The sequence below is a fragment of the Halorubrum salinarum genome, assembly GCF_013267195.1.
GTDB lineage: Archaea > Halobacteriota > Halobacteria > Halobacteriales > Haloferacaceae > Halorubrum > Halorubrum salinarum.
This window is the reverse complement of the sequence record NZ_CP053942.1, coordinates 203,224-217,815: the sequence shown is the minus strand read 5'-3', so window position 1 is coordinate 217,815 and position 14,592 is coordinate 203,224. Positions and strand designations below refer to the sequence as shown.

General features: G+C 58.1%; 10 protein-coding genes and 4 pseudogenes. 7 read left to right on the top strand and 7 right to left on the bottom strand.

Annotated elements, in window-relative coordinates:
* Positions 1-31: 31 nt before the first annotated feature.
* Positions 32-1,534: a carboxypeptidase M32 gene (locus HPS36_RS15920; protein ID WP_173230943.1), complete on the bottom strand. Its 1,503-nt coding sequence runs from the start codon at positions 1,532-1,534 to the stop codon at positions 32-34.
* Positions 1,531-2,061: a cupin domain-containing protein gene (locus HPS36_RS15915; protein ID WP_173230942.1), complete on the bottom strand. Its 531-nt coding sequence runs from the start codon at positions 2,059-2,061 to the stop codon at positions 1,531-1,533. The genes HPS36_RS15920 and HPS36_RS15915 overlap by 4 nt, the downstream gene beginning before the upstream one ends.
* Before the next feature lie 97 nt (positions 2,062-2,158).
* Between HPS36_RS15915 and HPS36_RS15910 the strand changes: the two genes are divergently transcribed.
* Positions 2,159-3,490, top strand: coding sequence for a M28 family peptidase (locus tag HPS36_RS15910; protein ID WP_173230941.1), 1,332 nt, complete (start codon positions 2,159-2,161; stop codon positions 3,488-3,490).
* 138 nt (positions 3,491-3,628) lie between these two features.
* Here HPS36_RS15910 and HPS36_RS15905 read toward each other — a convergent pair.
* A pseudogene (locus HPS36_RS15905) lies at positions 3,629-4,649 on the bottom strand (IS630 family transposase).
* Positions 4,650-4,689: 40 nt separating this feature from the next.
* On the opposite strand from HPS36_RS15905, the pseudogene HPS36_RS16950 reads away from it, so the two are divergent.
* Both HPS36_RS16950 and HPS36_RS15900 read left to right on the top strand, forming a co-directional pair.
* Positions 4,690-4,895, top strand: a pseudogene (locus HPS36_RS16950) (ParA family protein); the annotation flags it as partial.
* A gap of 22 nt (positions 4,896-4,917) precedes the next feature.
* Positions 4,918-5,258 (top strand): annotated as a pseudogene (locus HPS36_RS15900) (hypothetical protein).
* 53 nt (positions 5,259-5,311) lie between these two features.
* On the opposite strand, the pseudogene HPS36_RS15895 reads toward HPS36_RS15900, so the two are convergent.
* A pseudogene (locus tag HPS36_RS15895) lies at positions 5,312-6,076 on the bottom strand (IS5 family transposase); the annotation flags it as partial.
* 558 nt (positions 6,077-6,634) lie between these two features.
* On the bottom strand, positions 6,635-7,633 hold the full coding sequence (locus tag HPS36_RS15890; protein WP_173230939.1) for an IS110 family RNA-guided transposase: 999 nt from the start codon (positions 7,631-7,633) through the stop codon (positions 6,635-6,637).
* Positions 7,634-8,084: 451 nt separating this feature from the next.
* Between HPS36_RS15890 and HPS36_RS15885 the strand changes: the two genes are divergently transcribed.
* Together HPS36_RS15885 and HPS36_RS15880 are read left to right on the top strand one after the other, a co-directional pair.
* Positions 8,085-8,981, top strand: coding sequence for a hypothetical protein (locus tag HPS36_RS15885; RefSeq protein WP_449405256.1), 897 nt, complete (start codon positions 8,085-8,087; stop codon positions 8,979-8,981).
* A 294-nt stretch (positions 8,982-9,275) separates the two neighbouring features.
* Positions 9,276-9,713: a CopG family ribbon-helix-helix protein gene (locus HPS36_RS15880; RefSeq protein ID WP_173230938.1), complete on the top strand. Its 438-nt coding sequence runs from the start codon at positions 9,276-9,278 to the stop codon at positions 9,711-9,713.
* Here HPS36_RS15880 and hutU read toward each other — a convergent pair whose 3' ends face one another.
* Positions 9,714-11,468: a urocanate hydratase gene (gene hutU, locus HPS36_RS15875; protein WP_173230937.1), complete on the bottom strand. Its 1,755-nt coding sequence runs from the start codon at positions 11,466-11,468 to the stop codon at positions 9,714-9,716.
* A 260-nt stretch (positions 11,469-11,728) separates the two neighbouring features.
* Between hutU and HPS36_RS15870 the strand changes: the two genes are divergently transcribed.
* A complete protein-coding gene (locus tag HPS36_RS15870; RefSeq protein WP_173230936.1) occupies positions 11,729-11,959 on the top strand; it encodes a hypothetical protein in 231 nt (76 codons plus the stop codon).
* A gap of 572 nt (positions 11,960-12,531) precedes the next feature.
* Here HPS36_RS15870 and HPS36_RS15865 read toward each other — a convergent pair.
* Positions 12,532-13,227: a helix-turn-helix domain-containing protein gene (locus HPS36_RS15865; protein WP_173230935.1), complete on the bottom strand. Its 696-nt coding sequence runs from the start codon at positions 13,225-13,227 to the stop codon at positions 12,532-12,534.
* Between the two features lie 350 nt (positions 13,228-13,577).
* Between HPS36_RS15865 and HPS36_RS15860 the strand changes: the two genes are divergently transcribed.
* Positions 13,578-14,585, top strand: a complete 1,008-nt coding sequence (locus HPS36_RS15860) for an IS110 family RNA-guided transposase (protein ID WP_173230934.1) — start codon at positions 13,578-13,580, stop codon at positions 14,583-14,585.
* The last annotated feature ends 7 nt before the right edge of the window (positions 14,586-14,592 follow it).

Sequence of the window (14,592 nt, the reverse complement as noted above, 5' to 3'; positions counted from 1 at the left end):
GGTCGGGTCCGAACGGGGAGTTTTGGCCCACTCACAGATCGTACAGATCGGTGTACTTCGCTTCGACGGTTGACACGTAGTGGTCGGCCGTGAGTGGCTCTCCCGTGGCCGTCTTGATCAGGTCGTCGGTCCGGTACCGTTTGCCGTGCCGGTGGACGTGTTCCCGAAGCCAGTCCGCGACGGGATCGAACCCCTCGGCCGAAAGCACCTCGGGGAGCGCGCCGACGTCAGCCTCGAAGGCCGACCGAAACTGGGCTGCGGCGACGCTTCCCAGCGAGTAGGTGGGGAAGTACCCGAACGTGGCGTTGCTCCAGTGGACGTCCTGTAGACAGCCCTCGGCGTCCGTCTTCGGGCGCACGCCGAGATACTCCTCGTACTTGTCGTTCCAGACCGCCGGCACCTCCTCGGCCTCGAGTTCGCCACGGACGAGTGCCCGTTCGATCTCGAACCTGACGACGATATGGAGGTGATAGGTGAGTTCGTCGGCTTCCACGCGGATGACGTTCTCCGGGTCGACGACGTTCGCCGCGCGGTACATCTCGTCGGCCGAGACGCCCGCCAGCGAGTCGAACTGTTCCCGGGCCAGCGGGAGCGTTCGCTCCCAGAACGGCCGGGAGCGAGCGACGTGGTTCTCCCAAAAGCGCGACTGTGACTCGTGGATCGACATGTCGCGAGCCTCGCCCGTCGGCATCCCGTACTGCTCGTCCGGGAGGTTCTGGACGTAGAGCGCGTGGCCAAACTCGTGGACCGTGCTGGTGACGCCGTCCAGTAGGTCGCTTTCGTCGAACCGCGTCCCGATTCGGGCGTCGAACTGCGAGCCGCGCTGAAACGGGTGGGCCGCCGTGTCGAGGCGGCCTCGCTCCCAGTCGTAGCCCAGATCGGTGAGGAGCTCCCTGACGAACGCCTCCTGTCTCGACGGATCGAACGTGCCGCTGAGCGCCCGCTTCGAGAGCGTAACGTCGCTGTCGCGGATCGCGTCGATCAGCGGCGGCAGCGCCGCACGGAGGGTGTCGAGAACGTCGACCATTCGGTCGTAGGGAAGGTACGGTTCGAACTCCTCGTACAGTACCCGGTAGGGGTCCCTGTCGGGGGCGAGGTGGTCGGCGTACTCCCGCCGGAGCTCGACGAGTTCGGCCAGCGTGTCCGCGAACGCGGAGAAGTCGTCGTCGGCCTTCGCGGCGTTCCACACGTCGAACGCGTCGCTGCGGGCCTGTCTGGTGCGCTCGACCAGCGACGCCGGCACCTTGACGGAGCGGTCGTGTCGTCGGCGGATCTCCCGAACGTTCGCCGCCTCGACGGGGTCGAGGTCGGCGCCCTCGAGGTCGTCCAGCAACTGCCCGAGCTCTCGGTCACACAGCAGGTCGTGCTCCAAGCCGGACAGCGCAGCCAGCTGGCTGGACCGCGCAGTGGTCCCGCCGTCGGGCATCATCACCTGCTGGTCCCAGTCGAGGAGCCGGGAGGCGTGGCTGACGTTCGTGAGCCGCTCCACACGGGTTCGGAACGCCTCGTACGCGTCGGGCCCGCCGCCAGTCATTCGTCCGCCAGCGACGCCGCGAACTCCTTTGCGGGATGATCAGCCGCCAGATCCTCGAACGTGAACGGCGTCCCCTGTTCCCGTTGTTCTTCCAGGTGTGGGTTCATCTCCTCGGTCAGATACTCCACGAACCCCGCCCTGGAGCCGTCTGAGCGTTCGCCCTTGAAGACGAGCAGCAACGCCTCCTCGTCGAATCCTGGGGGAACCTCGTACCCCGTCGGGACGCCGGACCCGAAGTGGAAGATGTCGCCTGCCGTCATGAGCCGTCGGTCTCCATCCGCACAGAGCACCCACTCCCCGCGGAGCGTCATGATGATGGACTCCGTCTCGTGGGCGTGTTCGGGCGTGAACATCCCCTGAGGCATCTCGATGAAGTGGCTCTGCATCTCCTCACCCTGGAGGAGCAGCCCCATCCGCCCCTCCAGCGTTTCGATGCCCGGCTGGTCGTACACGTTGTCGACGACGTCGACGCCATCGGCGAACGACTCGACGGTCGGGAGCAGGTCGGCGTCCTCGTTCTCGGCCATTTTCTAATTCACCACCGCCGCGCATAAAAACCTACTTAGTACGATCCCGCTGCAGCGTAATAACAGCATATTATATCACCGCCGCACAGGGAGGCGTATGGCAGACTGGATCGGCGAAACGTTCTGTAGCGACGTCGGGTGGAACCACCTCGAGCGGCTCGTCGACATCGGGAACCGGATGGCCGGCACTGCGGGGGAGCGCCGCGGAGCCGAAGCGACCCGGGACGCGTTCGCGGCGGTCGGCGCCCGCAACGCCCACCTGGAGGAATTCGACCTCCAGGGGTGGGAGCGAGGGAGCAGTTCGATCGTCGCGCCCGACGAGGAACTGGACTGCATCGCGCTCCCACGGAGTCCGACGAGCGAAGTCACCGGCGAACTCGTCGACCTAGGCTACGGTGTCCCCGAGGACTTCGAGGGCGTCGACGTCGAGGGGAAGCTCGTCATGGTCGCCTCGAACGCCCCGGCCCACTACGAACGCTTCCCGCACCGGACGGAGAAGTACTACTACGCCGTCGAGAACGGCGCCGCGGGCTTTGTCTTCCGAAATCACGTCGACGGCGACCTCGCCCCGACTGGGAGCGTCGGTCGAGAGCACCAGCCGATCGGCGAGATTCCCGCGGTCGGCGTCAGCAAGGAGGTCGGGACGCGTCTCGCCAGACGGTACCAGGGCGACACCGTCACTGTCTCGGTGGACGCAGATATCTACGACGCGACGAGCCAGAACGTCCACGCCGAACTCGGCCCCGAAACCGACGAGCGAGTGCTGGTCAGCAGCCACGTCGACAGTCACGACATCTCGGAGGGGGCAGCCGACAACGGGGCGGGGACAGCGATGCTCGTGGAGATTGCGAACGCCCTCGCCGATCGCGAAGACGTGCTTGACACGCGTGTGGAGTTCGTCGGGTTCGGGGCCGAGGAGGTCGGTCTCTGCGGCTCGGAGTACCACGACAGCGTTACCGACGCAGAGAACGTGAAGGTGATCGTCAACTGCGACGGCGTTGTCGGCGGACGGACACTACAGGCCTTCACGCACACGTTCGACGAACTGGTGGCTGCCCTGGAGCGCGTTTCTGACCGATTCGACCACCCCGTACGGATCCTCCCCGAAGAGGGGTTCCGCGGCGACCAGTGGCCGCTGGTCCGCTGGGGCGTCCCGGGGTATTTTGTCTCGGGCCACCGCGACACGGAGGGGCGCGGCTACGGGCACACGACTGCCGACACGCTCGATAAACTGGAGTCTCGGAATCTCCGCGAGCAAGCCATACTCCTGACAGCGCTGGTGACCGACCTCGCTCGCGAGGACGTCGAGATCCCGCACCGAATGAATGCTGATGTGGCGAAGTCGTTCGAGGAAGAGGGGAAAGTTGAGGGAATCAAGATCGTCGGCGACTGGCCCTACGAGTTCGACAGTGCGGACGAAGTGCTGTAACGTGAACGTCTCAGGACAATCCGGCGGGCATACATCTAGTGTCGAGCGAGAGCGTAGCGAAACAGGGATCGAGAGCGGAGTGTGTCAGCGGAACTCCCTCAAACAGGTACACTGAGACATCATTAAGAAGATTAATACTCACGAACACAAATACGCAAAATATCTGGTGGTTTGATGCTGTCGAGCGCGGAGAGCGCAGCATCACGAAGTTCGTCCAGTGTGTCGAAGAGACGGTTTCCAAGTTCTTGATTGAGTTGTTTCCAGCAGTCTTCCGCGGGGTTCAGCTCCCGTGAACCCCGCGGAAGATAGCATAGTTCGATCGGTGATCCTTCGGCGAATTTCTGCACTGCATTCGCTGTGAAATACGACGCGTTGTCCAAGACGACGCAGATTTTCTCGCCGAACTCGGTTTGGGGTGCGTCCAGTAAACGGATCGTCGTGTCGCTGTTGAAGTTTTCCGAAGACGGCAGAAAGAACGTCTCGCCGGTATCGCTGACTGCACCGAGTAGTTTGATGCTGTCCCACGCGCCCGTCACCGGCAGTGACGGGCGCTCCCCCTCTGGAAACCACGCATAGATCAGTGTCGAGAGAACCTGCCGCGTCTGATCTATTGCGAGGATCGTGTATTCGGCGTCCAGGTCGTCGCGCTTTTTTTGAAGCCTTCCTGCCAGGCTTCCTGTGCGCGTTCGTCGGATTTGTAATACTCCGGCCGGGCTGTCTTCCAGGACAGCCCGGCCTCAGAGATCAACCGTCGGACGTGGCGTTCACAGAACTCGACGCCGAATTCTTCGATGAGGTAGTGACGCGCGAGTGGCACAGACCATGCGGGTGCGTCGAATCCGGCTTCCTCGGGAGATTGATGAAGTGCCTCGACGAACTGCTCGTGCTCTTCGTCGGAGAGTTCGGAGGGTCTACCCTCACGTGGTTTGTCGTAGACGACCTCCTCGAACGGCTCGTCGGCGAGCCGTTCGAGTCGGTTGAACCATTCCGAGGCCCAACTACTGGAAAATCCGTAGAGTTGGGCGGCTTCTGTCTGCGTGAGTTCGTCTATTTCCTTGTAGGTGATCGCCGCCATGAGCCGCTTTGTCGCGTCGGCGTCATCGACCTCCGCCAGGATCTGGCGGAGGTCTTCGACAGAGACGTTCTCTAACGTCGCCATACTGATCCTTGTCCCTCAAGTTCTATGAATTTTTAGCCGTCAGTATAAGTCGGCGTACTCTCTCCTAGTGTTCGAGATCTCAAAGCGAACCAACATCTTTCAGTCGATCGGCGAAGGAGTGTCGTCTGCGGCTTTGGCAAGGAGAACTAGCGCGTCGAGGATACACGCGACCTGTTCAACGAGATCGTCGACCTGTTTGACGAAACGTTCGAGAAGACCGGGGCTACAGAGTTAGAAGCAGACTGACGCTTGGGTAGATGCCTCTGGCATCGAGGGGAACTACGGAGATGATGGTGAGGAGAGTGACTCCTCAGAAGTGAATGAAGCGAACGGAACGCAGGAAACCCGCTCGACGACCGAAACGGAGGAGATGAAGGCGATCATCAAAGACGAACGGGACGGCCGGACGATCTACATCCCGGATGAGATATTCGGGGAGATGGAGGACATCTATCTTGAGTCTCAGTTGCGGCTCCGCAAAGGGGGTCAGGGCGAGTTCAAAAAGAATTCCCACTTTACCTGCTACTCGTACATTTCGGGGTTGAGGCGCTCGCTGAGGTGGATGCTGGGGAAATTTACTCGATGCTTTTCGACCTTGATAACGGGTAGCTCCGGTCAGAACGAGGAACAAACTGCTGTGTTGAATAGGTACTGAGTCACGGTTACAACGGCTCACACAGTGGTTCTATGTTGGTGATGGCGAACATCAAGACGATTTTACGGAACTGCCGATACCAGCCCAGCGCTCGCACGGCATCGCCGAGCGAGCGCTTGGTTGTCGAATACGATGTTTCGGCCATCTACCGCTGAGAGTATCCCTTTGCCCGGTTGAGCACGTTGTTCGCGGCTGCGTTCGCTGACGAACCGCGGTAATGAACGAGGTAATCGATGTCGTGTGCGGCGATTTCGTACTCAGTATGCCAGTCTTGGAAGCCGTTGTCGGCGGCGACGGACTGTAGGTCGTCCGCGTTTCGGCGGACGACCTGCGGTCCGGTCTTCGTGTCGTGCTTCCATCTAGCTGTGATGTGAACATCAAGAACAGCAAGCGATTCCACATCAGTCAATGTCGTCACTTTCAGCGTCTGTATCGTCTGTCCAGCTCGCTGGCGGAAGTACGACGACGCACGTCGGCGGTCGAAGAACGTGCTGTCGAGAGCGGCGTGGCCGGACTGCGGGTGCTGCTGCGCGGAAACGCGCAGCAGCGCCCGCCACGCCCACATTTTCAGCCGATCAAACGACTTGTAGAGCGTGCTATAGTCAGGCAGATCGTCCCGATCTAAGTCGAGTACGTCACGAATCTCGGCCATGTACTCCAGCCGATTCAGCGTTTCGCGGTAGCTGTGGTCTTCTTCGAGCCGAAAACAGTGTAGAACGACGTGTTTCCAGCGGGCGAACCCGCCGCTGGCGGGCTCGCCCGCGTGCCATCCGTCTTTAGCTAATACTCACAGTAATACTACTCAGCCGTGATTTTCGGCAGATCTCGTCTGTACATTTCACTAAACCGCCGGAAACGCCGGTTCCCAGCGTCGTTCATCGACCAATTTCACCATGAACAGCGTCTCACCAGTTGGAACCGACTCTTCCAATACTATCAGTAATAACTCTCCCTTCAATGATTACTATCGGTCTTAGCTAAAGACGAATGGCCCGCGTGCTTCCCCAACGCTTGTTTGACTAGGTGCCGACACTGCTCAACGAAGTCGAGGAGATCGACTTCCATGGACAGAATCGATTTCCTCGGCTTCGTCCTTCTACCCCGTGATACTAGTCGATTAGATCGCTATTCACCTATGGAAACGCTGCTAGCCGATCAAACCACGTCTAGCGATAAAATGATTACGCCGTCTGGGGATCTGCTGTTCTCACAACCGACAGGCGGTCGGAACGTGTCTGCGATACGGTCGCTGTCTGGCGATACCTGACGCTCACGGAGAGCCTCGGCTGCCACTGAGGGCCGCCGGACCGGCGGCCCTCAGGTCTTTCGTCTATACGGTCACACCGGGTGGATCGTACGCTTCTCCCCGATCAAGCATGTGGTAGATCGACACCAACATCTTCCGAGCTGCCGCCACGATCGCTTTCTGTGAGTTCTTCCGGCTTGCTAACCGGTCGTAAAACCGGCTCAGATACTCGTCGTTACTCGTATGAACTGCAGTGTTTGCTGCTTGGACGAGCAGCCATCGTACACGCCCTGATCCACGTTTCGAGATGCTCCCTTCGATCCGCGAGTCGCCTGACTCGCGGATCACCGGGTTCAGTCCGACGTAACTGACGACCTCCTTGTCACCGTCAAATCGGTCGATCCCACCTAATTCCGCGCAGATCGTCAGCGCCGTGTAGTAGCTCACCCCAGGGATCGTCATCAGCAGCTGGGTCTCCTTCAGAGACCCAGCGCATTCTTCAATCGTCTTATCAAGCTTCTGAATCTCCTCGGTGAGCGACTCGATCAGGTCGAGGTATGACTCAAGCAACGTGTCGAATGGCGTCGGGATCGAGAGTCCCCGCAGGGACTCTCGTCCCTCCACGGTTAGCGGTTTCACGTCCTCGGTGATGCCGTGATCGGAGAGGAGTCCATGGACCTTGTTGGCGTACTTGGTTCGGTTTTCGACCAAGGTCTGTCGCCCGCGCACGAGTGCGCGGGCTTCCCTGACCTCCTCGGTCGGAACGTAGCTCTCAGGCACCGAATTTAACCGGAGCATCCGCGCGAGTTCTTTCGCGTCAACGCGGTCGGTTTTCTTGTCGGTGTCTGCGATCTGGTTGATCTTTTTGGGATGAGCAACGGTCACATCCAAGTGTTCCGACAGCATATCGTGGATGTGGTAGTAGTTGGAGGTTGCCTCAAGCACGGCTTGTGCGCCGGCGTACCGCTGGGCGAGCTCGTCGAGGTTCGCGTTTTCGACGCGAACCTCTTCGACGATCCTCCCAGCCTCATCCATCACTGCCACCTGTGCGTACCGTTTGTGGACGTCGATTCCGAGGTACATAGCTTGTTCACCCGGGACGCCAGTGCGTGAAGCAGAGATTCACCTATTGGGCTTTCCCGGATGCCGCGGGGCGCGGCATCCGGGCTGTAGCGCCCATGACTCGGCTCCTTTCGCACGCGGACCAGTCAACATGACGTGCTCTGAGGCACGGAATAGCGGTCGGCCTCTTGCGCCCCATGTCTTGTTTCACGCTCTCCTATAGGGTAGCAGCGTTTCCATCGAGTCAACACAGCACATTGATTGGGATCTAAGCACGTATCAGTTTGAACTCAAGAGGGACGGACGATACTATCGGAAGCCGGAAAGAAACTAGTTTTCTACACGTGTAGCAATATTCGACTAGGGGGACTTCTGTTGAATGCCCTTGTACAGGCTGCTCCATGTATTATTACGGTAGCTGGATAACTATCATAACAACTATTTTACAAGCAGTAACATAAGCAGGATTTGTATGATGCCAGAATCGGTACAAATAGCAGCGTTAGGGTTCGGGATGGAGCAATTCACGGGGGGTGGCTTGATCTGGTTGTTTGTCGGGGCTATCGTACTTGGCACCGTCCACGGTATCCTCCCTGATCACGGGTGGCCAGTTGCGGCGATGTACTCGCTCAATCAAGAGCGGAGTTACCTACACGGTTTTATTTCTGGGTTCATTCTTGGATTCGGTCACCTCGTCAGTAGTATCTTTGTGGTCGTCGCATACTTCTGGGCGTTGAATTATTTCGACCTGACCCAAATTCCCTACATGTCGCAGGTCGCCGGGGTCATTCTGGTCATCCTAGGCATCCGTGAGTACATGCGCGGTGGGCACTCGCACGACCACGGCGAGGGTGGACACGACCACGGCGAGGGTGGACACGACCACGGCGAGGGTGGACACGACCACGGCGAGGGTGGACACGACCACGGCGAGGGTGGACACGACCACGGCGAGGGTGGACACGACCACGACGGTCACGGCGAATCGGACAACGACGGCTTATTCTCCAAGGTCAAGATGTTCATCCCATTCCTCGGTGACGATACACACGCACACGATCAATCGCTAGAAGAGAGAGCCGACGAGCGGGGTCTCTGGGGAATCACTGCATTCGCGTTCATTCTCGGGTTCGCACACAACGAGGAGATCGAGATGATCGCCATCTGTACGGGTTCTCTTCACTGCCTCGAACTTATGTTCGTGTACGCGATGGCGGTGCTGATCATGTGCGTATCGATGACCTTGCTGCTCGTTGCCGGGTTCGAGCGTTTCGAGGACACCGTAAAAGAGTATAGGAGCTACCTGCCAGTAATTACCGCATTTGTGCTGGTCGTCATGGGGTTCCTCTTCATCGGTGGTCTCATCTGAACCACGTGTTTTACAGTAATACGCTCTTCTGTAGGAGATTGTTGATACGGTCGGTGTATTCCTCACGAGTAACCACAACCACCGATCTGAACGTCTCTCTAAGCTAAATAGAGTTTATCTGGGACTGACCAAAATCGCAAGACAGCAGTCCATCAACAATGTGCTACATAAGAGCGACAGTAATATTACTGAGAACCGAATCGCAGGGATCAAACGTGGTGTTAAGTTAACCGAGAGGCGGTCAGTAGTTCGAATGTTCTACAATTAAGACCCCCGGCAAATAATAACCAATTCATGCGAACAAGTCTTAATATCCCAGAAGAAATTGTTGACTCATTCGACGAAACCTGGCAGGAGCAGGGTCTTGAGTCACGTTCTCGGGCCGGACGGGAAGCTATCCAAGAGTATATCGAGAGACATACTTCGCTTAGGCAGATTGGAGGTGAAGTAATCGCCACTATCTCGTTTGATTACGAGCATACATTAGTTATCGGTGAGCTCCATACAGTACAACACGAATACAGTGATGTCATCGCAACTACCCACCACATGCATCATGGTGAGTGGTGTTTAGAAACGATTTTTTGCTCAGGACCTGCTGATCAGATTCGAACTCTTGTCTATAAATTGCGCGATTTTGATGCTGTTGGACGAGTTAATGTGACTTTTTTACAACCAGCCGCTAATGATTCAGTCGAAGAATTTAGAAACCAAAATCACGAACCTGAATAGTTATGTACTATCAGTGGCGTCTCGCATCGGAATGGGAACGTCAGACTCGCCGGCCTCGGCGAGCGCCTCCTCGTACCCGGCATCCGCGTGTCGGATGACACCCATTCCCGGGTCGGTCGTGAAGACCCGACTGGCCTTCTCTGCGGCCATCTCCGACCCGTCGAGGACGACGTGGTTGTTCGTGTGTAGCGAGTTGCCGATACCAACGCCGCCGCCGTCGTGGACACTGACAATATCTGCACCGGCAGCACAGTTGAGTAGGGCGTTGAGAATCGGCCAGTCGGCGACCGCGCCCGTCCCGTCTTTCATATCCTCCGTCTCCCGGAAGGGACTAGCGACGCTCCCCGCATCGAGGTGGTCGCGCGTGACGACAACGGGTGCCGAGATCTCGCCGTCGGCGACGAGTTCGTTGATACGGAGCGCAAACCGAGCGCGTTCGGTCAGGGCTTCGTCAGTGTCGTCGCCCTCGCTGTCGGTGTTGTAGCCGAGCCAGCAGACGCGACTCGGCAGCCCTTGGAACTGTACCTGGTCTTGGGCGAGTTCGATCCACCGTTCGAGACGCTCCTTCTCGGGAAACAGTTCGAGAATCGCCTCGTCGGTGCGATGGATATCTGCCGGGTCGCCTGAAAGCGCCGCCCAGCGGAACGGGCCTCTGCCTCGACAGAACTGCGGGCGGATATAGGCGGGGACGAATCCCGGGAAGTCGAAGGCGTCGTCCCGGCCACACTGTTCCTGTACTTGGCCGCGAATGTTGTTGCCGTACTCGAAAGCAACGGCACCGCGGTCTTGCATTGTCAGAATCGCATCGAGATGGCGTTCCATCGTCTCGAGACTCTCCTCGCGGTAGGCCTCAGGATCTTTTTCCCGGAATTCGTCCGCCTCGTCGGTCGTGTAGCCGGACGGATAGTAGCCTTCTATCACGTCATGCGCGCTCGTTTGGTCGGTGACGACATCAGGCACAAAGTTGCGTTCGAGCATCCCTTCGAGCATCTCGGCCGCGTTCATATGGACGCCGACGCTGTAGGGTTCGCCCGCCTCGGCCGCCTCTTCGGCTCGCCCTAGTGCTTCGTCTAGGGTCTCCGCTTTCTCCATACAGTAACCCGTCTCGATGCGACGGTCGATACGCTCTTCATCTAACTCGGCGACGATACACACGCCGTAGTTCATCGTGACCGCAAGCGGTTGCGCACCGCTCATTCCGCCGAGCCCCGAGGTGACGACGGTGTTGCCACGGAGGTTGCCGTCGTACTCCTGTCTGGCGAGTTCGGCGAGGGTTTCGTAGGTGCCTTGGAGAATACCCTGGGTACCAATGTAGGCCCAGGAACCGGCGGTCATCTGCCCGTACATAATTTTCCCCTCTGCTTCGAGTTCGTGGAAGTGTTCCCAGTCGTCCCAGTTTCCGACGAGGTTCGAGTTCGCAATGAGCACCCGCGGAGCGCGCTCGTGCGTCGGGAAGCGCCCGACGGGTTTGCCGGATTGGATGAGCAGCGTCTCCTCGTCACCGAGGTCGCGCAGTTCCGAGAGAATCGCATCATAGGCGTCCCAAGAACGGGCCGCGCGTCCCGCCCCACCGTAGACGACGAGGTCTTCGGGGTCTTCGGCGACTTCGGGGTCGAGGTTGTTGTTGAGCATACGCAGAGCGGCTTCCTGTTGCCAGCCCTCGCACTCAATTTCGGTGCCGGTCGGTGCACCTTGGTACGAGCGCCACTCTGCGCTCGGTGTGTCACGTTCCGGTTTGAGTTCTTCCTGACTCATGTGTAATTGTTGCGCACACAAGCCAAATAATGAATTGCCACCGAATGGAGGGGGATTTTTTAACTTGGCAGTATCACGAACTAGTCGAGGAGTTGGCGGGCGGTGAGCGAGGCTGTCGACGCTTCTACACACGCGTAAAATCCCACCTCCATGCGTGGGACACTCAGTCACTACGTGCCGTGTGATCATAGAGACGAATGCCTCGTATCGGGTACGTCCAGTATGATGACGCGCTAGCGGAGACAATCACCGCACTCAGCATGGGCTACCTCTCCGTGCTCTCCGAACGCGGGCGAGCAATCGTCTCGCTTGCGTGCCAGATGGACTGTGACCCGAGTGGTGTCACCGACGGAACACGCCGAAATACCGTCGACAAATCAGGGTTATCCAAGGTCAACGGCGAGGCGGGGATCACCAAGGAAACGATCCTTGTTATCTGTGGCAACGGTCGCGTCCCCAACTGGTACGGAATATTCGCCTGCTGGGTGTAGCTACCACGGGCATGACGACGTGCGAGTACTCAACGGTGGCAAGCAGTACTCGAAAACGACTACCCGACGACGACCGACGTCTCATCGTTCACTGTCTAGGAATACACCACGGGCAAACCTGACGAGTCGATTCGAGCGTACAATAACGACGCCGAAGCCGTAGCCGGCGCAGACGCGGCGTTACTTGATGGCCGCACGCCACAGGAGTTCGAAGGCGACGTAATCGCACTGAGGGGGTCGAACCGACGGCACAGCGAGCCGGGCACATCTCGCGGGCGACGAACGTTCCGATGCCGAAAGTACACAATGCGGATGGCACCTGTAAGATCCCGGCAGAACTACAAGATTTATATACCGAGCCCGGTCTCGACACCAAGGAGTCGATGGTGACCTACTGTCGCCTCGGCGATCGGTCGTCGATCGAGTGGTTCTGTTACACAAAATCCTGGATTTCGAGCCCGTACAGAATTACCACGGACCGTGGATCGAATGGGAGAACCTAATGTACACGCCGATAGGGACGGGCAAGGCGGAGTGGGCGACAGACCGCCAAGTAATAGTACTCAGAGGGCTCAACTATATTTTCGCCCATTAAGAACGCGTTCGACGAGCGTGCCGATGAATTTGTGTTCGGCGAGGCGGAGATGTTCCTCAAACGTCCGGCGGTCGATGTCCATGCGGCCGGCAAGTTCTTTAGTCGTCGTCTCGCGGGGGATTTCGTAGTAGCCGGCTTCCCACGCCAGCAGAATCGCCTCCTCCTGTCGCTTGGAGAGGCCAGCGACGAGCGAGCCGACAGAAAGTATCGGCTGGTCCTGTGAAATCGAGTCGATTCTACGTTTGGACTGGACTTCGACGCGAAAAGACTCCTGAATATCTTGGTAGAACCGCGTCATATTCTCTGGGTCAAGCGTGACGACCCGGACGACCTTACCGCCTCGCTCGTACCGCAGCGGAGGGAGTAAGAGACAGTCGTGTTTGGCGAGGTAGCTCTCGATGTTATTCTCGGTGTGTGGGCGGAGACACTCGGACGTGATAATAATCTCTTCGCCGTTGCCGGCGACTGTCTCCTTGATTTCAGGTTGCCCGTGGCTGGAGTGTTTGATCCCGACCGTTTTTGCGATTTCGTCGCGGATTTCGTCGGTGACATCCCCCTGGACTTGAAGCAAATCGCAGTGGTTGTTACACCACAACTTGATGCTCACATCGCGATTTCTGGTGGCTTCCTCGTATAGAAGCCCACCACGAATATGAAAGGTTGCTTCGTACATGTACGTGTTTAATAGGTCCGAATATATAATTGACCACACATATAGACTAGATCTGTCCGAACTAATGATTTTGATCGCAACGACTATGACCTAGACGGGACTCTGGTGAAATCGACAACCGATAATACGCTCTTGATGGGATGAAAGCCTGCTAAGTCCCCAGCGCATGGAGTAAGAATGGGGTGGTAAAGGCCGATGCTACACAGGCGTCTTCGAACGCGTGCTCTTGATTGGTCTACGTGCCAAGGAAGCCGCATCATGGGACGCCGCCCGTCTGTCTGTCGGACAGACGGACGGCAAGCCCGAATAGGTGTGTCTCTACTCCATGCACTCCCACTCCAGAGGTCACCATGTACTACCTCGGAATCGACCTTCACAAGGACGAATCACACGTCGCTGTTTTGGACGATGATGCCGAGGTTGTCGAAGAGATTCGCGTCACAAACGCGAATCTCGACGAAGTTGCCGAAGAATACGCCGGAGCCAAAGCGGTGATCGAAGCAACCAGCAACTACTATACGGTCTACGACGCCCTTGACGAACACCTCGACGTGGTTGTCGCAGATCCGAGCCAAACCAAGGCGATCGGCTATGCTGAGGTGAAAAACGACCGGCTCGACGCGAAGTTGCTCGCGCAACTTCGCCGAGCCGGCATGATCGCTGAGAGTTATGTCCCGTCCGAAGAGCTCCGACAGCGCCGCGCACTCGTGCGCGGCCGGAAGCGATTAGTTGAGAAACGTACGGACTTCAAAAACGAAGTCCACGCTCTCCTCGACAAACACGGGATCACCTACGACTGGGATCCATTCAGTGTGAGCGGGCGAGACATCCTCGCTGGCGAGGATGTCTCGCTCGGTGTTGTCGGCGATCAGTTGATGGAGTCGTTCCTCTCGATCATCGACGAGCTAACCGCTCAAATCGAGGAACCCGAATCGTTGATCGAAGAAACTGCTGCGTCTCTTGAGGAGACGCAGCTGTTGATGACAATTCCTGGCGTGAGTTTCTACTCGTCGCTGCTGATCACCTCGGAGATCGGTGAGATCGACCGATTCGATGAGGCGAAGCAGGTGGTGAGTTACGCGGGATTGGATCCGGTCGTCCACGAGTCAGGGGACTCGCGGACGGAAGGATCAATCTCGAAGCGCGGAAGTGGAGAATTACGCTGGATCCTCGTTCAGTGCGTTCAAACAGCGGTTCACCGGTGTAACGATCCGTATCTTGGACGGTTTTACGCTCGATTGAAACAGCGGAAGAATCATCAGATAGCGATCGTCGCAACGGCGCGAAAACTGCTCGTGTCAATCTTCCACATGCTGGAGCGTGAGGAGGTGTATGATCCACCAGAGGTGAGTGCCTGAGGGCCGC